This window comes from Sporosarcina ureae (genome assembly GCF_002109325.1).
Classification (GTDB): domain Bacteria; phylum Bacillota; class Bacilli; order Bacillales_A; family Planococcaceae; genus Sporosarcina; species Sporosarcina ureae_C.
The window spans coordinates 2,502,227-2,522,604 of the sequence record NZ_CP015348.1 but is presented as its reverse complement, the minus strand read 5'-3'; the positions used below and the strand labels follow the sequence as shown (position 1 = coordinate 2,522,604).

14 protein-coding genes are annotated in these 20,378 nt (G+C 43.5%); 2 read left to right on the top strand and 12 right to left on the bottom strand.

Annotated features, from left to right (window positions below):
• Positions 1-172: 172 nt before the first annotated feature.
• Positions 173-517, bottom strand: a complete 345-nt coding sequence (locus tag SporoP32a_RS12495; RefSeq protein WP_232319527.1) for a hypothetical protein — start codon at positions 515-517, stop codon at positions 173-175.
• A complete protein-coding gene (locus SporoP32a_RS12490; RefSeq protein WP_085428189.1) occupies positions 514-1,023 on the bottom strand; it encodes a JAB domain-containing protein in 510 nt (169 codons plus the stop codon). The genes SporoP32a_RS12495 and SporoP32a_RS12490 overlap by 4 nt, the downstream gene beginning before the upstream one ends.
• 170 nt (positions 1,024-1,193) lie before the next feature.
• On the opposite strand from SporoP32a_RS12490, the gene SporoP32a_RS12485 reads away from it, so the two are divergent.
• Positions 1,194-2,237 carry an IS30 family transposase gene (locus SporoP32a_RS12485; RefSeq protein ID WP_420542311.1) on the top strand — a complete coding sequence of 348 codons (1,044 nt, stop codon included), beginning with the start codon at positions 1,194-1,196 and terminating at the stop codon, positions 2,235-2,237.
• 259 nt (positions 2,238-2,496) lie between these two features.
• Here SporoP32a_RS12485 and SporoP32a_RS12480 read toward each other — a convergent pair whose 3' ends face one another.
• Entirely contained in the window at positions 2,497-2,847 is a 351-nt protein-coding gene (locus tag SporoP32a_RS12480; protein WP_085428188.1) for a hypothetical protein, read from the bottom strand.
• 178 nt (positions 2,848-3,025) lie between these two features.
• On the opposite strand from SporoP32a_RS12480, the gene SporoP32a_RS17510 reads away from it, so the two are divergent.
• A complete protein-coding gene (locus SporoP32a_RS17510) occupies positions 3,026-3,196 on the top strand; it encodes an IS3 family transposase (protein WP_420542318.1) in 171 nt (56 codons plus the stop codon).
• Positions 3,197-3,563: 367 nt separating this feature from the next.
• Here SporoP32a_RS17510 and SporoP32a_RS12470 read toward each other — a convergent pair whose 3' ends face one another.
• The 9 genes from SporoP32a_RS12470 to SporoP32a_RS12430 form a co-directional block, all read right to left on the bottom strand.
• A complete protein-coding gene (locus SporoP32a_RS12470; protein ID WP_085428186.1) occupies positions 3,564-7,664 on the bottom strand; it encodes an S-layer homology domain-containing protein in 4,101 nt (1,366 codons plus the stop codon).
• A 576-nt stretch (positions 7,665-8,240) separates the two neighbouring features.
• Positions 8,241-8,951, bottom strand: coding sequence for a WecB/TagA/CpsF family glycosyltransferase (locus SporoP32a_RS12465; RefSeq protein ID WP_085428185.1), 711 nt, complete (start codon positions 8,949-8,951; stop codon positions 8,241-8,243).
• The gene (locus SporoP32a_RS12460) at positions 8,948-10,240 is read right to left on the bottom strand and encodes a nucleotide sugar dehydrogenase (protein WP_085428184.1); all 1,293 of its coding nucleotides are present in this window, start codon (positions 10,238-10,240) and stop codon (positions 8,948-8,950) included. The genes SporoP32a_RS12465 and SporoP32a_RS12460 overlap by 4 nt, the downstream gene beginning before the upstream one ends.
• Before the next feature lie 827 nt (positions 10,241-11,067).
• The gene (locus tag SporoP32a_RS12455) at positions 11,068-12,345 is read right to left on the bottom strand and encodes an IS110 family RNA-guided transposase (RefSeq protein WP_085426965.1); all 1,278 of its coding nucleotides are present in this window, start codon (positions 12,343-12,345) and stop codon (positions 11,068-11,070) included.
• Between the two features lie 276 nt (positions 12,346-12,621).
• On the bottom strand, positions 12,622-13,797 hold the full coding sequence (locus tag SporoP32a_RS12450) for a S41 family peptidase (protein ID WP_085428183.1): 1,176 nt from the start codon (positions 13,795-13,797) through the stop codon (positions 12,622-12,624).
• 89 nt (positions 13,798-13,886) lie between these two features.
• On the bottom strand, positions 13,887-15,152 hold the full coding sequence (locus tag SporoP32a_RS12445) for a CAP and S-layer homology domain-containing protein (RefSeq protein WP_085428182.1): 1,266 nt from the start codon (positions 15,150-15,152) through the stop codon (positions 13,887-13,889).
• Between the two features lie 496 nt (positions 15,153-15,648).
• Positions 15,649-16,566 carry a nuclease-related domain-containing protein gene (locus tag SporoP32a_RS12440; RefSeq protein WP_198166163.1) on the bottom strand — a complete coding sequence of 306 codons (918 nt, stop codon included), beginning with the start codon at positions 16,564-16,566 and terminating at the stop codon, positions 15,649-15,651.
• Between the two features lie 834 nt (positions 16,567-17,400).
• Positions 17,401-19,296, bottom strand: a complete 1,896-nt coding sequence (locus tag SporoP32a_RS17065; RefSeq protein ID WP_085428180.1) for an HlyD family secretion protein — start codon at positions 19,294-19,296, stop codon at positions 17,401-17,403.
• Position 19,297: 1 nt separating this feature from the next.
• Positions 19,298-20,020, bottom strand: coding sequence for a hypothetical protein (locus tag SporoP32a_RS12430; RefSeq protein WP_085428179.1), 723 nt, complete (start codon positions 20,018-20,020; stop codon positions 19,298-19,300).
• Positions 20,021-20,378 lie beyond the last annotated feature (358 nt).

Below are 20,378 nucleotides of genomic sequence, written 5' to 3'. Positions count from 1 at the left end.
TTTAATTAGGCACTCACTGAAACTGACGACAGAATATATAATACTGTCGCCTCTTTTAGTCGCATGACAATCATCGGTTTTCTTACCCTGCAACAGTTGTGCTGCTTTAACTTTTTTCAACGTAGAATTGTCGTGAGAAAAGTAGCTAGGTTAAGTAGTTTTGTCGTGTGATTCAGTCAAGAAGCGACAATAGTTTTCTCAGCTGTAATTCATCGTTCTTCATGATGACTTGTAAACACCATTCAGGAGAATTCGGGTAGAAGCCAATCGTTCCGGACCACACATTCCCTTTTGAATCATCCACAACCATCAATTCATAGAGCATGGTTGTGGGTATAACTTCAAACAGTTCTTTCGGAATGAATACTTCATCTACTTCATCCATGCCAAGTTCCAATCCTTCATACCCTACTTCTTGTGCAGTTACCCGTATTCCATAATCTTTCCGTAACGTGTCAACAAACCATTGAACTTCTCTGGAGATGAGAACCCCTTGATTCCCTTGTGTAGTCATCATAGATACCCCTTTTCTTTTAATGATACAAACGTGTCTTCTCCAATGATGAGATGGTCAAGTACATCAATCCCCATGATTTCACCTGCTTCTTTCAATCGTTTTGTTACAGAGATGTCCTCCGCACTTGGAGTTGGATTACCTGACGGATGATTGTGGGCAACGATGATGGAACAAGAGTTAGAGAGAATGGCAGTTTTCATGACTTCTCTTGGATGAACGATGCTAGCATTCAAGCTTCCAACATGACACACATTAATAGCAGTCGGTTGATTCTTTACATCTAGACACATGATGACAAAATATTCTCGGTCTAGTTCGCCTAAGAACTGCTTGAACAGATGAAATCCGTCTTCAGGACTCTTAATCGAACGATTCTTATACAGTAAGCATGATTCCTTCACCATGCGTAAGGATACAATGTCTACTCGTTTTGCTGGAACAGGTTTCTTTGTCTCTTCTTTTACTACTAATAACTCCATTTGTTCCGTCTGTAATTCATACTTCATCGTTTAAATCCCTCCAATTAAAATAAGCCTTACCTCCACAAAGGAAGTAAGGCTTGTTTATATTAGGCCAATTGTACAATCAAGTTAGCCACCTAAATCCAAACAAAAAAATGCCACTATAAAATTCGTGTATCATTGAAGTTGCGAGACTAACAATGAGAGGAAGTTTTATAGTGGCACAACTTGAGAGTACCATACAAAACCGTAAAAATAAACACCTGTCAGCTTTTGAGCGCGGTCAAATCGAGGCGCTTCACAAGGATGGACATACCAACCGAGAGATCGGTAGACGCTTAGGACGCGTTCATCAAACCATCGCGAATGAATTAAAGCGTGGAACCACAATCCAACTCAAAACTGGACGCACATCCTATACAGCCTATTTCGCTGAAACGGGACAGGCGATATATGAACGAAATCGACTTCAGTGCGGCGCAAAAAGTAAGCTGCTTATGGCCAATGAATTTGTCAATTTCGCGTGTGATAAAATCCTAGATCAGGACTGGTCACCAGACGCAGTCGTCGGGTTTACAAGCCTTCAAGAAGAGTGGAAAGACCGACCTACTGTGTCCACGAAAACCCTGTATAACTACATTGATTTAGACGTATTACGCGTTCGAAATATAGACTTGCCGATGAAACTGAGACGGAACACCAAAGTGAAACACATCCGAAGAAACCGTCGTATTTTGGGCATGAGCATCGCTGAACGTCCCGTTGAAATTGAAGATCGTCAAGAATTCGGTCATTGGGAAATTGATACGGTAGAAGGACAGAAGTCTGATGACAACGCATTATTGACGCTCGTTGAACGTAAAACGAGAAACTATTATGCCATCCTCCTAGATGATCAAGATCATGATTCGGTGGACTTTGCGATCAACCAGTTACGACAGGATTTTGGTGAGCTGTTTTCTCAAGTATTCAAAACGATTACGTCGGATAACGGCAGCGAGTTTTCTAATCTGACAAAGAGTCTTCAAGGTGTTACTGACGTCTATTTCGCTCGTCCATATGCACCGTATGAAAGAGGATCTAACGAGCGACACAATGGTCTGCTCAGACGATATATTCCCAAAGGAAAAGCAATTTCTGATTACTCTACAGAGTCTATTCAACGTATTTATCAGACACTGAATCAGTTGCCTAGGAAGATTTTGAACTATCGACAGCCATCCGTTTTGTTTGAAGAAGAGTTGGCTAGGTTAGCATAGTATTTCCAAAACTAACCCGTTAATTGAGGGATCACATTCCCCTTCATACATACACTGGATTTTATCTAAGTGGCTAATTTAATATTGCAATTTAGGCTTGTTTATATTATTCATAATTATAATATATATTTGGAAATTCAATCGAAACAGAAAAAAGCTCCCTAACCAATGAACTCGATCAAAAGACACTTATCCATTTACAACAACATATTTTCAGAATTTTTCTGAACTATGCGATGTGCATATACCTTCGGTTTACTTACCTGAATAAAAATAAGATGCCGGTACCGCTTAATACTGCACCAATTAATACATGGCTAAAAGATATGTAATAAATCCAAATTGGCACTGCTTGACGATCTTGTTCTGTAATCACTATTTCTTCCTGAAATGCTTTTTCTATTTCTTCCGGAGTAGCTCCTTGTTGTTTCAACATATCTATTGTTGACTTGAACTTGTCCATAGCTGACTTAGCTATTATATGAGGAATCAATAATCCTACAACTAGATACGATGCTGCATTGCACACTGCAAGCCAAAATAAAAAGGGATGATCGTTAATATAGAGAGGTATGGGGAGAACCAGCAAAATAAAAAAGACAATCTTCATCGTTTCACCATCTTTATTGTAATATTATAAGAATAGCATACTAGAACGATGTTGTTACTTATTATAGTAAAACAATCGCTCGCCATGGCAAAGTCCTTACGCAGAAAGAGTCATTGGAACCATGAAGAGAGAACTATTGGACCACATCATCCCACTGAATGAGCGGCATTTACATTAGCTGTTACAAGAATACATCAGCTATTACAACAATGATCGCACACATCAAGGCATCAACGGCCAGACGCCAATTACATCACCAACATATTTCCCAACTTCAGTGGAAGAGACAAAACTTGAGGCGATGCCTGTACTAAATGGTCTCTATCATACATATAAGAAAGCAGCTTAGCCCAGTCTTCACTCGCTCAAATTTTTCACCTTTCAAGAAAGGCTTCTTTGGAATGCCTTTCTTTTCTTATAGGCACTTTTTGTATACTGCATGAAAGAAGTGAAGACGGATTTCTGATACTTTTCATGAGAATAAGAAAAGCCATCCGGAGTAATCTTGGTGATTTCTGTCCGGATGAGCTTTTTGAAGGCGACAGCCAAGCCTGTAGTGGACTTTCACCACCAAGTTATAGCACATGCCGGGCACACGAAAAAAGATCCTGCAGAGATTGCTCTCCACAGGATCATACTTCCATATATACTAGACTATAGTATTATCAGAAATGTGTCTGAATTGTGTGGTGCATAGACACCGGTAGTTAAGATTATTATTTAGTGATTGTAACAGTTTTTGCAGTCAAAGGATTACCTGCAGCATCTTGTAATGCACCAGCTACAGAAGTAACTGTTGTTCCAAGAATTGTTGCAGTAGCAGGAGTACCTGCATTCGTTAATGTATAAACTAATGAATTATCATTACTTGCAGTTTCACTTACTGTAATTGTAGCTGCCGCTCCGCTTGGGAACGCTGCTGTTCCAACTGCCGAGAATTTAATCTTAGCATTTGAACCAAAATTATCTACAAACAATCCAGTACCTGCTGCATTTGTCTTAGCGCCAAGACCAACTGGTGTGAATAGTGTATTTTTTTGCAAAGTAGTAATCGGCTCAGAGAATGTTAACGTAATAACATCATTCACAGTATCATACATATTCGTTGTACCAGTGTCCGTAGTGAACTTAGTTGAAACTAAGATCGGTGCAGCAAAGTCCGCAATTGTGATAGCAGAACCAGCATTTGTTGCTAAGTCATTTCCTGCTAAGTCTTTTACTGCTCCTGCAGCTACTGTCTTAAGAGCTCCTGTAGCAAGTGGTGCAGTTCCAGTAATACCTGAAACAGTCAAGTAAATCTCATTATTAGGCGCGCTTACGTTTTCAGCTAAAGCTGCATCATAAGATACAGTACCACCTGTTAATGTGAATCTAGCAGTGTTAATAGAATTTTTATCGATTGCTTCACTAAATACTACACGGATGCGATCAACGTTGCCGTCTCCATTTGAATCTAATGATCTACCTGATAGGATAGTTGGAGCCGTAACATCAGCAACTGTAACAGTACTTGTGCTAGTTGCCGTATTAGTAGATCCATCTGTAAATCTGATTGAATCTGCTGCAATTGATACACCTACAGCTGCAACTTCAGAAGCAGTTAAATCCGCACCAGTGTGCGTCAAAGTAATTGTGTTACCAGCAATAACTACTGAACCAGCAGCACCTGTTAAATCTCTGCCTGTAGGAAGACCAGTCACAGTAATACCCGCGGCTTGTAATTGAGCTAATGTTGTAGCAGCATCAACAACAGCTGAAGAACCAGCAGCACCTGCGTTGATTGGACGATCGAATGTTAGTTGAATTTGCTGTCCACCAATATATCTAGCGTTTGAAAGTGTTCCAACACCAGAACCTGCTACTGCATTACCCGAAGCGTTGCCAGTTGAAGTAATACCTTTAACGTTAGCCAAGCGAATTGTAGATCCAGCTGTTGCGTATGGATTAAATTGAATTCTGTTGTCAATAGCTAACTTGTTTTCGAAATCATTAAAGCTAGCTGGGTTAAAGTTTGCAGGGTTCGCGAATGTGCCATCAGTACCTGCAGTTAGGTTAGCCAAGTCATTTGCTTTATACGGTACTACTACACGATTATCCGTACCATCTAACTGAATAACCACGCGACCATAGTTAGCTGCAACCGGTGTATTTGAAGCATTATCTGCAGTAGTGAATCCTACAATTTTACCAGTATAAGTAGAACCTGTAGTAGCTTGTGCAGCTGTAACTACAGATACTGTCTTCGCTGATTGACTAACGTTTGTTACGTTACGAGCATCGGAAGTAGCTGTTGCACGAACCGCAGTACCAGTTGCACTTATATCAAATGTGTTTGTTTGATTTTGTGCTGCAAATGATAGTAATGCACGGTTTGTTGCCGATACGTCTGGAGTTGTTCCTACAGCTGCTGTAAATCCAGGTGCAGTACCAGAGAGCGTGATGCTTGAACCAGCATTGATTGTTACTGCAGAACCGTTAGTGAATGCAGTTGGTGTAGAGTTTGCAAATGATGTTGTCATATTTCTGAATGCAGCACCAGATGTTTGATCTGTCAATGATGGATTAAATGTTACTGCAGCACCAGACGTGTTCGTGATTGTATAAGTTACACGGTTGAATCCTGCTGTAGTAGACAATTGGTTAGATTGGTTCAACAATTGGAAACGTGCGCTTACAGTATCACCTGTTACGTGCGGGCCTTCAGTTGCTTGTGAAGTTACTGCAAGTGCAGAACTAGCTGCCAATGTAGCTTGGAACTTAGTAGATGGTGCAAGAGCTTGTGGCTCTCCAGCTTCACGTACGCCATTTGTGTTTCCAGCTGCATCCAGATCAATCCAGATTGCAGGTGTTGCTTTTACGTTTTGTGATGAAACAGTTGGCTCAGCAACATAGAATGTTACGACACCTTTGTCGTCTGCAGTAGCAGTCGTGCTCTGACCGTTGTTAGCAGTACCTGCTTTGTTTGTGTACACAGCGGAAGTGTTTGTGCTTAGGTTGTTGTCAAGAATTTCTTCAAATCCTAGGCGGACTTCACCGTTAGCATAAGGAGTTCCGTCTGCTTTTTTCACAGTTACTTTGTACTCACGATTGTTAGTTAGACCCGTAGCATACTCTTCGCTCTTCAATGTACCGAAGTCGAATGTGTAACCTGACTGTGCACCTTTAAACTCAACTGTTGGTAGAACAGCTTGTAGTTCGCCAGCTTCCCAACGTCCGTTACCGTTACCAGCAACACCATGTCCGATTGACGCATTGTCAAGGTAAACAATTGGTGTTACTTTCGTATTAGCACCTGTTAATGTAAATACTGCTTTACCGTTTGCATCTGTTACGATAGAGAACGCTCTTTCGTTAGTTGCAGACTGGAATGGTGTTACTCCAGCACTGCCAGTACGTGGATCAGCTAGTACCGCATTTGTTCCGTTAGCAGAATCAATGTTTTCTTTGAATGCTACGTTTACTGTTTGGTTAGCTAATGGCTGACCGTTTACAGGGTCACGAAGTACTACTTCATAAGTACGAGTAGTTCCGTTGATAGCTTCTCCTGTTGCACTTTCTGTAACAGCAAGAATGTCTTCAACGCCCCAGTATACTTTAGATACGTCGCGAGTAGTTGGTGCACCCGTTGGGTAAACCGATACTACATCAGTACCTGCAGCGTATTGAGTGTAAGAATAAGTTGCAAGACCTTCAGCGTTAGTTGGTACTTCAACGATGATATCTTTGTTCAAAGATCCAGATGGAGCGTCGATGTTGAATGTTACTGGAACGCCAGCTTCTTTTACACCGATATCAGCAGTAAGGATAACTTGCTTACCAACTTTTGATTGGTTGAAGCTTTGAGTCATTTTGATTTTTTCAGGAACAACAGCAGATACACCAGTGAATGAACCGATTGCTTTGTCATTCAATGTTACTGTGTACTTCTCTCCGCCTTTTTGAACAGCAGTAGTTAATACTACAGTCTTATCATCAGTTTGTTTTACTGCAGCGTTAGATACAGTCAAACCATCGATTGTGAAGTGCAATGAGTTAAGGTTTTCAGCAGATACTGCATCCTTCATTGTTACTTCAACAGTTGTTGTGTTAACCGCCTTAACCGATGCAACTCCAGGAGCTACAACTTCTCCACCGATTTGATCGAAGTCTACTTTAGTAGTCTTGTAAAGGAATGAAGCGAACTGTCCACGAGTTGTTGTGTTTTTAGGGTTGAACTCTGGTGCAGCTGGGTTTGTGATGTCGAAGAAGTCTAGAACGTCGATAGCCGGACGAGCTTCAGCTTTCGCTTTGCCTAGGTCAGTAACGTCTTTTTTGAATTCTTGTCCTTTTACGTATGAAACTAGATCAACGTCATATACGCGGTCGAATGCACGTACAAGAACGATTGCCATGTTTTCACGAGTGATATCGCCAGCAGCGTCAAGTGAACCATCTGGTTTACCTACGAATACGCCGTTGTCATATACTAGTGCAGACATTTTTAGAAGCTCATCGTTAGATGTAGTCTTCAAGTCAGAGAAACGTGGTTTAGTTTTGTAGTCAGTAGGAACTTTGTATCCTTCTGCTACTAACCATTTACCCATTAACTTTACAACGTCAGAACGTGTAAGTGTTTTGTTTGGTTGGAATGTACCATCTGGGTATCCTGAGATAACACCTGCATCAGAAAGAGCGTCGATCGCTGCTTTGTGTGAGTTGTTGTCTTTTACATCTGTGAATTCTGCCGCGAATGCTACTGGTGCTACTGCTGATGCTACTAGTGCAGCTGAAGCAGCCCCTACTACAAACTTGCGGTATTTCGTTGGTTGGTTAGCCATTAAATAATTTCCTCCTCGTAATATCTCTTGTTTTTGCCAGTTACTACCTATGTATGAAAGTAGTAGGCATTACACATTAAAGTATAGATAAGAATGTGCTAAAAGTCAATTGAATCTTAAAATATATGCTAGTCTAATAGCACATGGCGACGTTATATTTTTGTCCCCTCTACTATTGTATCGAAAGTTTGATAAAATACAAGTTATTTCCATAGCATTTCAAAAATAGAGTATCTTGGGCATGCAAGATATTTTTGCCAAACAAAAAGGCTTGAACAGATGGGAACTGTTCAAGCCTTTTTGTTTGCGGTCAACCAACCGTAACGCTTTGCACGTGTTGTGCTATATGCTAAAGAGAAAATTATCCTTACAACTTCGTATTCTATCATTAAGTTAACTAGATTACAAGATAGTAACACATTAGTATAAAACTTCTTTATTTACTTTTGTTGGTTGTTTATGTAGATATAAGTAGATTTTTCTTAGGTATAGTAGAGAAGTAGAATGTAGGAGTTAGGTAGTGGTTTGGAATTGAAGGTAAGTTGGGGTACGCTAACCCCCAACTTACCTTCATAATTACTTCTTTCGATAAACTTCTACTAGAAATTTCGGTAGATTCATCTGTCTTTTGATTCTGCTAGGTTCTAATAATAGTCTATACAACCATTCCGCTCCAGCTTTTTGGAACGCAGCTGGTGCTCTTTTGATGTTGCCTGCCAATACGTCGAATGATCCGCCTACTCCTTGGAACAAGATTGGATGCAACTGATTGCGATGTTCTTCGATCCATTGTTCTTGTTTAGGTGAGCCCATTGCGACAAATAGGATATCCGGTTGCGCTTGGTTGATCGTGTTGAGTACTACTTGTACATCTTTCTCGTAGCCATGTTGAACACCAGCGATTTTGATGTTCGGATGCAGTACTTGTAATCTAGCGGCAGCTTCTTCCGCCACGCCAGGTTTAGCACCGTAGAGGAAAATACGTTTCCCTCTGACGGCGGCTTCTTGTACGACCCGGTCCATCATGTCGATTCCTGTAACACGTGAACGAATCTGACCTTTTTTTAACTTGGATGCAAGAATTACGCCGATGCCATCCGGAATTTGGAATTCTGCTCGGTTAAGCAATGCTTTAAGCTCAGGGTCTTCTTTTGCTTTCATCAACTTTTCAGGATTGATTGCGACGATAAGTGATTTCTTTCCTTCATCGATATTCTGAAAGACTTTCGGAATCAGTTCGTCGTAATTTTCCGTGTTGACCGAGACGCCTAGTATTTCTTCTTTCATTTGTATAGCTGCCCCTCTTTTTTGCCATCTCCGAGTTTGAAGAAGCGATATTCTGCTTTTTCCCATTTGTCTGCATCAAGTGCATTTTTCGTATCCAACATAATCGGTCTTGGTTGTTTCGTTTGCAAGATAGCTGGATCAAGTTGCTTGAATTGGTCATGGTCTGTAGTTAATAGAAGGAGATCAGCTGACTGAATCGCTTCTTCAAGTGTCGCAACTTGCGTCGAATGCTGTAATTCTTTGATGTGCGGATCGAACGATACGACATCTAAGCCTAGTTCTTGCAGTGAATCAATCACTTTCGTTGACGGACTTTCGCGCATGTCGTCGACGTTGCCTTTGAACGCTAAACCAAGAACCGCCACTTTACCGTTTTCGACATTGTATTCTTTTAGCAAACGCTGCGCGCGCTGTGCTGTATACATCGGCATGCCGTCGTTTGTATTACGTGCTTTTTTGATAATATCCGCTTTTTCCGGTGCCAGTTCGACTAAGAACCATGGATCGACTGCGATACAGTGACCGCCAACCCCTGGGCCTGGTGTATGGATATTGACACGTGGGTGGAAGTTCGCAAACTTGATCGCTTCCCAAATATCTACGTCGATACCTTCTGCGATTTTAGCAAGTTCATTCGCAAATGCGATGTTGACGTCGCGATATGTGTTTTCCATTACTTTCACAAGTTCCGCTGTCGTTGCGTCTGTCAGGTGGATGGTCCCTTTGACGAAAGCTTCGTAAAGATCTTTTGTCATTTCTGCTGATTTCGCATTGATCCCACCGACGATGCGGTCGTTGTTTACTAGTTCTTCGAAGATCTTACCTGGTATTACGCGCTCAGGTGAATGGGAGACGAATAGTTCTTCTCCGATGATAAGATCTGTTTTACGTAATTCAGGAAGCATGATGTTTTCGACAGTCTTTGGTGGGACTGTTGATTCCAAGATAACTAATGCGCCTTTTTTGACGAAAGGCACTATAGACGCGGTTGCTGCACGGATGAATTCCAAATTCGCCGTGTTATCCGGATTGATTGGCGACGGTACTGCAATGATGTAGACGTCTGCTTCTATTGGTGTAGTCGATGCTTTAAAGTGTCCTGCGTCTACGGCTTGTTCCAGACGTTCTTGCAGGCCGTTTTCTTCTATATGTAGTTGTTTGTTGTTGATTAGGTTGACGACGCGTTCGTTACGGTCGACGCCGTGTACTTGCAAGCCGCTGTTTGCGAACATAACGGCAGTTGGAAGGCCGATATAGCCTAGGCCTACTACGCATAATTTCTTTTCCATAGTGTATGATACCTTCGCTTTCTTGTTTTAGGTTGTATTGAAAAGTCTGGGGAGACTTTGGGTTGGGTATGGGATCTGCACTCTAGGCGGACGCTTTCCCGAGGGCGTGGCCCGAGCCAAGCGAACAGCGAAGTGTTCGCTTTGCCGTATTTCTGTGTACTTTACAGAAATTAAGGCACCTGTCCAGGGTCTCGAACTCACGCTGATCCTCCGGGAGTCGCCGCCTGCCGTTCCGATCCTACCTATATTGTGGTGACAGTTAGTAACCACTTTCTCTTCTTGTTGAAATTTCAAGTTCAAGAACACAAGACCCAACACATTTGAATTCAAAGAGAAAGGATGAATCTCTTCATCCTTTGCCTTAATAGATAGATTTAGTCGTAATGAGTAATTTGATTTTGGCACTACCGCTCAAATTCACGAAAAATACCCAGTGGATCGTAAGCGGAAGGCGGCGACTCCCTCTTGAAAAGGTGATGATGACAAGGCTTGTCGCATTATTCTATTGACCCAAAAAGAATTTATATGACTAGTAAAGAGAATCGTCTACCTGAAAGTACATACTTTTGTAGATACTGTAAGTAAAGGATAACGCTGCGCTACCAGTTACAGAAACTGTTAATTTAATATGGCATGCACTATGGATCTCCAAGTACCTTATGATGACGAACCCTCCCACATCTCTTAGCGTCATGCGCTGACATTCCTTCGTTCGGTCTATCATAAGTTGGAGGCCGGCGAGATGCTCCCGATGAGGCTCGAGGCCTAATGTACGCCGCTGGTGCCAGCTTCTCCGTGTCATGAATAGAAGTTTCAGAATGCCAACCTCATGCTACTAATTGTAAACAGTGAAGGTCCGCAAGCATTTGCTCACCATCAAATTTCCGCTTTTTTGTACACATGGCATGAAGAACCTTTAGTAATTTGCTACATAACACGACCATCGACTCCTTCTTACGAAGGGGATTTTGAGGTCGTTGCGTATAATACTGATGAAGCTTCATAAAGGCAGGGTTGTTTCTAAGGATTGGATGCATTGCTCTGAATAAAATAGCCCGTAATCGTCTTCGTCCTCGTTTTGATATCTTCTTCATTCCCTTATGTTTACCAGAGGAATTCTCATGTAACGTAAGTCCCGCTAATTTAATTAATTGGCGTGGACTTTCAAAGTCAGTAAAACTTCCAATCTCCGCTAAGAGACCGGAAATAGTTCTACGGGAAATTCCCGGAAATGAAGCGAGATATTCATAATCAGCCGTTTGGACAATTAAGGATTGTATTTCCTCTTCAATCATCGCAAGTTCTTCCTCGAGTAGACGGTATTGGCGAATGAGACATTGTATCTCTCGTTTAGCTCCCCAAGGAGCCACGGTGATGCCAATGGATGTCTGAGCTACCTCAATGACTTTAGCTGCTATTTTGGGTCGCCTTTGCTTCATCTGACTCGCTTTCGCGCATTGATCCGCTAAATCAGCTGTTGTCATATTGACCAGCTCTGCAGGCAACGGGGTTGTCTCCAACACACCTAGAACCATGGCTCCAAAATCTGAGAATACCTCGAATAGCTCAGGGAAGTATTTATCTACCCATCGATGAATTCTGTTTTTCAGAATGGTGCGGTCGTCTATTAAAGTTTGCTCAAGCGTGAAACAGGAACGAATATTTGCTGCTTGATCCCGAAGAAGCTTCGGATATGAGAAACGACCATCTTTCATTAGCCGTGCGATCGTCAGAGCGTCTTTCTTATCGTTTTTGGTTTGCAGATTATCATCTAATTCCTTAACTTTCTTCACATGCATCGGATTGATAACGACCAGTGGTATACCGTAGTCCTCTAGGAAATATGCTAAATTCAACCAGTAATGTCCTGTAGGCTCCACGCCCACTATCACATGCGATTTATCGAATTCTTTCATACCCTCTAGTATTTCTTGATAGAACTGTTCAAACCCTTTACGCGTCTGTTTAACGAGAAATGCTTTTTTCAAAACACGTCCACGTTCATCGACAAAGGTTGCGTAATGATTATGTTTAGCAATGTCGATACCTATCACTAATGTTTGTTCTGTGACTTGATTAATTTTAGTATTTTCTTTAGAATTCATGTGAGTCCTCCTGGGTTATAATTAGGGGTCAAGCCGTCGACGCCTTGACACCCCGAATCATACCAAGGGGACTTTTCTATTTCAATAGGGTTCCACTAACCAAACAGGAATGCTCCTGATGGATCAGCTCGATCAGGTGAGACAACTAAGAGAACGCAGTGAACAGTTGGCTCACCGCGAGCCCATGGGAAAGCGTCCGCCTGCAGCGTCGATCCACGTTGCTCGCCCACTAACTCCATCTATCCAGTATACCAACTTCCACTCAATAGAACCACTTTATTTGGCTCGCACCTGAACGGTATAAGGCGTATACGTTCCATTCACTACATTCAACCCGTTAACCCCTTTGATTCCCGGGTGGACGATGAGCATATACTCCGCCCCAAGCGCCATAGGTTTCGCCGGCTGGATCGTCATCGTTTTATCATTGCTAGCTTTTTTAGTCGTTTGTATAGAGACGCTTCCGAACTTCACAAGTTCCATCTTGTTGAAATCTTTCGCAGGACCGAAGTTCATCTTCTGTGTAAACTCTACATTAAACACCTTCGACTGCGGTACACCAGTTGGTCCTTTGACGAACTTGTAGCCTTGCGAGATCAGATCAGAAGTGACGAGGCGTTTATGCATGCCTGATTGCTCTGTTCCTGGCTTCATGCTGATGTTCGGATTCACACCTTTATGTTGTACAGGTGTTCCTTTAGGTCCTGTGTAGTGACCTGTTGTTAACTTCAGCGCACCACCGTTTTCTAATTCAAATAACGACTGGACGCTACCTTTGCCTTTTGTCGTCTCCCCTACTACGTTCGCAGCGCTTTGATCCTTCAGGCTAACTGCAACGATTTCAGATGCTGATGCCGAGTAGCGGTTAACGAGTACGTATGTGTCTGCAGGGAATTTATTCTTCGCAGGAATAACTTTCCCTACCTGTGTGCCCTCGCGCGTTTGCAATTGGTATGCTTCTTTCACTTTCGGGAAGAAGCCTAGTAATTGTTCTGCACTTTCGACATAACCGCCACCATTAAAGCGCAAATCCAAAACGAGCTTCTCAGCGCCTTGGCTCTTTAATTGACTCCAGTGATTGTTGACGTCGTCGAGCAGATGCGCAGAGAACGTTTTGATCTTTAGATAACCGACGTTGCCATACATCATATGCGACTGGACGTTATCTAGATTGTACGGTGCCGCCACAGCCGCGACTTGCGCAGGTGCTTTGGCGCTTGCGTATTGATTGAGATAATCAGTATATTCAGCAGGCGTCATATAGACCGAGTATTCGTCGAGCTGTCGAACGACTTCTGTGACGTTTCTTGCTTTATGAAGATTAGTTGGCTGTTCGCCGTAATAGTACAATTCGACAATTTCCTTTACTTCGTCGAGAGTCGCGGCTTCTGTAGCTGGTGTTACATAGAGCCAAGCAAAAACAGCTACTAGTGCAAATAGAGTTTGTTTCATTGCGCTTCCTCCTTTATTCGGTCAGGCTTGGTAAAAGTATGTATCTTTTCACTATACCCTAAACCCCGGCAGTTAAGCGGCTAACTATATTATTTTTTCGAATATAGTGTGACCCAATAGATTTTACCACTTTTATCTTGAGCCGTGCCTGCGCCAATATGCGTAAATATCGGACTCATTAAGTTTTCTTTATGCGACGGGGAGTTATACCAGTCATTGGTGATGACTAGCGCATCAGTATACCCCTCGCCAAGGTTTTCACCAAACGCCAACCAATTATAATCAAACTTCTTAAGCATCTCTTCTGCTGTCCCATATGTCGGCGTAATATGTGACAATTCCCCAAGCTTCACCAAATCTTCTGCCCGTGCGCTAGCTATTCGGTTGAGCGCAGGATCTGCCGACAACGCTTTAACATCAGCATTCGTCCGTTTCATGTTGACCGCTATAATAGACTGCGCCGCAAGTGATGGTTGTTCAGGTGCTGGCTTTGGTGGTTCTGGTTTAGGCTTCGGCGGCTCTGGTTTTGGTGCTGGTGGTACTGGTGTCGGTTTTGGCGGAACAGGTTTTGGCGGTTCCGGCTTAGGCTTCGGTGGCACTGGTTTTGGTTTCTCTGGTGCTGGCTTTTGATTATCAGGATTCGGCTTGATCAGATTTTTGTTCTGATCGACATAGCCTTTCTTTTGATTGTCATACGTAATCAGACCTTTTTTACGATTTTCGTCGAATTGCATCGTTCTATAGAGGAATGCTGCCATTTGACCACGCGTGACCGGCTCATTCGGATTAAATTTCCCACCCGGTCGCGTCGTCGTAATATTGAGTTCCGCGATCGTAATAATATATTCATATGCGCCACTGCTCTTTTTGACATCATCAAAGATAATGAAGTCGTTGTCGTCGGTAACGATATGATAGCCAAGAACTAGCAGCTTCGCCATTTGTCCGCGAGTCAACGGTTTATTCGGATTGAACTTTTCCGCGTTCTTAAATAGTCCCCGCTGCGTCAATGCACGGATATGATCATATGACCCGTTGTCTTCGGTAACATCCTTAAAGTCTATTTTATACGCATGGCTCGGCTTCGCTCCAATAGAAACCGCGATCATTTTGGCCGCCTGAGCACGCGTGACAGGTTTGTTCAGGCGATATGTATTGTCGGCATACCCTTTGATAATTTCATTGGCTGCCATATAGGTGACGGCATCGTAAGCATAATGTTTCTCCGGCACATCTTTGAATGTAACGGGTTTGGCCGCCTCCACCGGTGTCGGCGTAGCCACTCCTGTCGCAGATACAGCAACTGTCATAGCTATAGTACTTAAGAATAACTTTTTGTTACTTAATAGATTCATATAAACGTCCCCCTTTTGTTAAAAGTATACGGTATTTCACTGGTGTTTTGGTAGGAATTTTGTAGTATTTGCTAGAGTTTTATGATTCTTTATAGGTTTATGGTGTTAGTAGCGTAATGGCCTATGAGCGGTGGTAGTAGTTCTATGAGCACTTAGGCCGTGCGATAGAGCGGCCAGAGACGCTAATAGAGCACTCACAAGTCTGGATAGAGCGCCCAACCACGTAGATAGAGCACTCAGACACGAACATTGAGCAAGTCACCTTACCACGCCCCGTCCTACGCTCCATCTCCGGCTATGAGCGGTTACTTGGCTTCTATGATCGGATAACGCGCCCCATAGAGCGGTCGCGTAACTTCTATGATCACTCACAGACTCTGATAGAGCGGCCACACTAAAAGTATGATCGCTTAGGCGGTTTCATTGAGCATTCATACAATGCAAATATCATAAAAAAACCAGCGGTTGGGTAATATACGCGCTGGTTTTTAGGTATTTAAAGAGACAATTCACGGATTTTAAGAAGTTGTGGGGAGAGCTGATAGATGGCGTGGCGCTTGATTCCAGACATTTCTGTATAGGAGTTTGCAAGCATCCGCTTGGCTATGTGTCGTGAGGAGATGTTTGCAAAATGGCGGAATTGCTTATTTGTTAGTTGGCCGCCACTGATACAGTACCACTCCGCTAGCGTCGCATGATGAGCATGGCGATCACGATGGCCGCACGCACGACATTGCCAACTTCTGGTCCGCCATAACATCGATAGTTGCTGGCAATTTGTGCACGCGACACCGGTTGCCAGATCTTTGATAGAAAGCCCATACTTTTCAATCAGCGGGAACGGATCGTACTGGCGATGTGCTTTCATGAGTTCATTTGCCAATCTCTTGATCTGGTCCGCGGTCAATAATTCCTCTTTCATTTCCATATTTCGAAGACGATTCGGAATTTCATAGGAGAATACCAGACGGTGGGATGATGTGTTTTCTATGGTGAGTTCATTTTGGTAGGCGAAGACGATGTAGTCAATTAGCGGAATTTCGAGGTTAAGCGCTTGCAGCCAGCTAGTGAGATAGTGTTTCTTGCGCTCCATTTCTTCAATTGGACTTCGCAAAACAGTGCGTTCACCACTAACTGATTCACGGATAAACTGGGTAGGATTTTGTTTAATATGCAGCTTGCCGGCCATGTTTTTGATTTCAAATAACACGATGGCACTCGGTGTAATGAGGATAGAATCGATTTGGAAGTAGGCATGTTCGTGTTTTAGGAATACGTCGTGGAGGATCGCATGTGGATACGGCGGGATAAAGTCGCGTAGCTGATAGTCGAATTCCCTCTCGCCGCCAAAACCCGCTTTACCGTTGTAGAAATCGTTGCGAATTTTCTCGTACTTCTCGTGATCAACTGGCAAGCGTTTCAGTAGCGCCTGTTGACCGATGATTAGCTTGGGGATGGTACGTGTTTTATAGATTATGTGGAATCATCTCCTTTGTTTAATGTATTTATTGTAGCAAGAGATGCGTGGGGTTGGAAGGTTATGGATGAAATTGAATTTTGGTGTGCTTTTTAGGAGGGAAATTGAGTTTTGCGGTCGATTTGATGGTGGAAAATGAGTTTTCGCTGTCTGTTTCTTGGCGTTTGGGAGTGTTTTTGTTAAAAATGTTACTTTAGTCGTATGTTTTCTGTGATGCTATGAGCGGTTAAATGGCCGAATAGATCACTCAGCTGCCTGCTTAGAGCGCTGGTGTGGCCAGATAGATCACTTAAACCACGGTATAGAGCAGATAACGGCTTACATAGAGCACTCAACGCATTTCTATGAGCGCGACCCACTTTCACTTCACTCCGCCAGCGAACAGTTACGCTATGAGCGGTCAAACGGCCGAATAGATCACTCAACCACCTGAATAGAGCGTTCACGCGGCTGGATAGAGCACTTAAAACTCGGTATAGAGCGAATAACAGTCTGCATAGAGCACTCAACGCACTTCTATGAGCGCGACCCACTTTCACTTCACCCCGCCAGCAAACATCTACGCTATGAGCGGTCAAACGGCCGAATAGATCACTCAGCCACCCAGATAGAGCACTCGCGTGGCCACATAGAGCACTTAAACCACGGTATAGAGCAGATAACGGCTTACATAGAGCACTCAACGCACTTCTATGAGCGGCGACGCCCGACGCCCCCCCACCCAACTCCCCCACAAAAAACAAAAAAACTGCCCAATTAAGGGCAGTCTTTTCATCGTTTAATTAAATAACGTACATAGTTTTGCCAAGGAGTCGTTTTCCACTGCTGCCATTCCGGTAAATAAAGCGGAAGTGGGTGGAAGACGGATTGATTTTCAAGACTACTATCCAAATCATCGCTATGCAGCGCAACCATTCCCGGTTCGATGCCCATTGTCAAAACAGAGCGATCAAGAGAAGTAAATGGTGCTTCGACTACGTTCTGAACTGCTCGTCCATTACTGTCTAGCGTCCATGCCTTCGCTGCATTTTGGTATTTATCTGTCAACCAGTTCGTTTTAATACTAACTGCTTGATTGGCTTCATTCGTTTGAATGAACGTATTAACGTTCGTGCCAAATGGTAAATCCATTTGCTCGTCGTATGGTGCGACGACCACTTCGTAATACGCTAATGGATTTTCTTTTTGTGTGTTGCCTAGCGCTTTATACGCTTGTAGCCACTGATCGTCTTTCGCAGGCACTTTGGATACCGATACGACGACTCCGTTAATTGTGGAGATCTCATTTGGATAATCCGGTGTGATACGCTCTTGGATTTCGGCTAGTTTCTTTTCTTTCTTTGTTAATGCAGGCTTTCCTTCAGGTGATTCATTCACTTCCGGATTGGAAATGGTTCCGTCAGGGTTCGTGATCGTTCCATCTGGGTTCGTTGTACTGCCATCTGGATTCGTTGTTGTGCCATCAGGATTCGGCGTACCTTCAGGAGTTGCATCCGGATTTGTTGTACCATCCGTGCTCGGAGTACCTGTTGTTGGCGGTGTCTCCGTATTCGGTGTTGTTTCTGTACCTGTATTGTTATTATTTGAACTATCGATGCTGCTGTCGGGCGTGTCCGTAGACCCGTCTGGATTACCGGATGTGCCGTCGAAGTTCTCATCAGGACTTGGACTTGTCGTGTTCGGATTCGTTCCAGAATTACTATCTGACTTAACAGCCGGTGGTTCCGGATCTGTTCCGTCGATTTCCGTTTTCGGATCGTCGTACGGTACAGTGCTCGGTGGAACTCCGTCAGCAGATAGAGACGCTACTGCTTTGCCTTTTTCGCTACCGACTCCATCTTCCGCATTCTCCGGTTCTTCGATTTCCTGAGCCGGATCAACTTTCGGAGTAAATGGTGTATGGATCGAGTCATGCTGGATTGTTACCGGTGCACCCGTTTCTACGTTTGGCCATTCGTTGTCGAGAACGTACGTGACAATCGTCTGATCCGTGCTGTAAATGTCGATGGACGGTGACTCGCTATCGCGTTTGATTGCGACGACATAGCCATTTACGGGGCTTGTCAATGCAGATTCATTCGGCACTTCTGCGAGTTTCGCTTCGACTAGTGCTATTTTCTTCTGCACTTCTGCGAGGTCACGCTCCGCTTCCGCAATCGCTTGCGCAAACGTGCCGTCGCCTTTGACTTCAATGCCTACGTTCAAATTCACACGCACTTTTTTCTCGTCATTTGTATCATAATAATCACTGTCGTTTTTCGAACCGCCCGCTGAGGACTTGTCATACTCCAGATTACTGATCGTTTGCGAAATCGAAGACGACTGATTTTGCAACGCGGATAGTTCCGACTCTAATTCATTGCGCTTCGAATCGATATGATCCATTTTCAATGAAGCAAGCTCTGTTCCGAAGTCCACGGTCTCGCCTTCTTGAACGAGCCACGAATCAATTGTCTGGTCGTCTTTCAGGTAGATCGTTTGCAACTCTTTCGGCGAAATAAATCCTTCTTTGTCGAGCTCTTTTTTGTAATCATCCGCAGCCAACCGTTCGTACTCGCTGACGTATTGTGCTTTCGGAATGACACTTTTTTCATCAAACATCAATAACATATTGAGTGCCAGAAACGCTGTAACGAGGACCGTCACGATGATGTTTTGTGCTTTCATCTTATAGTCCTCCAATCATTAACAAGTTCAACATTTTTTCGATTGGAACAAAACCGACTGCGGCCGTGATCAATGCAAAAATAATTTGCAATGCGATCAACATCCACAATGCGTTCTTGCGGATCCCTTTATGCTCCACCACTTCTTCACCGACAAGTGACGTTTCCACTTTCGAGAAGCTAATAAAGCGATACTGGATCGCGATAATCAAAGCGGAGAAAATCGTTAGTTGATTGACAAAAAGAATGATGTACCAATTTTCCAAGAATGTTACCGCGAGTGGTCCGAATGAAAGAATCGAAACCGCTGCCGTTTTTCCAGCAACCGCGAAAACGAGGAAATTGATAAGTTTTTCAAATAGCAATAATCCCGTGACCACCAATTGCAACTTCAGCAATGGCTTGAACGGAATTTTCGTAAGCATGCTCAAAATCCATGCGACGCCCCAGAAATGGAACGACATATAGATCATGGCCCAAAGTATGGCGCCCACTAATGCGGTGATGCGGCCGATCGTGAATTCATCGAGCGAACCGTTCGCCAAGATATACGTCATCGTGCCTGTGTTCATGCCCCACATATCGCGGAGGACGAACAGGATGATGCCCAAAATGAATACGCTAAACACACGGCGTTTGAACCCAGTGACAGTTCCTTGCCCTATTTCAACGGCAAGTCGGTCAGGATAAACGAGTGAACGCCAGTAACCGTAAGTAGAATACATATGTACTTCTCCTTTGCCTCCAACTTATTCGACTGATTATATCAGTTTCTATCTCTCTTACTTTATCAAAAAATGACGAATTTGCAATGAATGTAGTGTTTGTTTTGGAAATTGATAAGTTGGTTGGGCAGAAAGAGGCTGAAAATAGAGAGGGACAGAGGGTAGTGGTTGGGATTTCCGCTCCAGATGGGGGACGCTTTCTGGAGGGCGGGCGGTGAACCACACTCCTCGCGTTGCTCGCTAGGTGTTTCACCTGTCCCGCTGATCCTCCCAGAGTCGCCCCCATCTTCCGCTGCAATCCTACTTTTATGGTGGACAGAGGTAGATCGTTTTCTTGCGATAGTGTGTGAACTAGTGT

What these genes read in the sequence shown, in the direction of transcription:
- SporoP32a_RS12495 (WP_232319527.1), bottom strand. Translation starts at nt 517, where the DNA reads ATGATGACTACACAAGGGAATCAAGGGGTTCTCATCTCCAGAGAAGTT.
- SporoP32a_RS12490 (WP_085428189.1), bottom strand. Translation starts at nt 1,023, where the DNA reads ATGAAGTATGAATTACAGACGGAACAAATGGAGTTATTAGTAGTAAAA.
- SporoP32a_RS12480 (WP_085428188.1), bottom strand. Translation starts at nt 2,847, where the DNA reads ATGAAGATTGTCTTTTTTATTTTGCTGGTTCTCCCCATACCTCTCTAT.
- SporoP32a_RS12470 (WP_085428186.1), bottom strand. Translation starts at nt 7,664, where the DNA reads ATGGCTAACCAACCAACGAAATACCGCAAGTTTGTAGTAGGGGCTGCT.
- SporoP32a_RS12465 (WP_085428185.1), bottom strand. Translation starts at nt 8,951, where the DNA reads ATGAAAGAAGAAATACTAGGCGTCTCGGTCAACACGGAAAATTACGAC.
- SporoP32a_RS12460 (WP_085428184.1), bottom strand. Translation starts at nt 10,240, where the DNA reads ATGGAAAAGAAATTATGCGTAGTAGGCCTAGGCTATATCGGCCTTCCA.
- SporoP32a_RS12455 (WP_085426965.1), bottom strand. Translation starts at nt 12,345, where the DNA reads ATGAATTCTAAAGAAAATACTAAAATTAATCAAGTCACAGAACAAACA.
- SporoP32a_RS12450 (WP_085428183.1), bottom strand. Translation starts at nt 13,797, where the DNA reads ATGAAACAAACTCTATTTGCACTAGTAGCTGTTTTTGCTTGGCTCTAT.
- SporoP32a_RS12445 (WP_085428182.1), bottom strand. Translation starts at nt 15,152, where the DNA reads ATGAATCTATTAAGTAACAAAAAGTTATTCTTAAGTACTATAGCTATG.
- SporoP32a_RS17065 (WP_085428180.1), bottom strand. Translation starts at nt 19,296, where the DNA reads ATGAAAGCACAAAACATCATCGTGACGGTCCTCGTTACAGCGTTTCTG.
- SporoP32a_RS12430 (WP_085428179.1), bottom strand. Translation starts at nt 20,020, where the DNA reads ATGTATTCTACTTACGGTTACTGGCGTTCACTCGTTTATCCTGACCGA.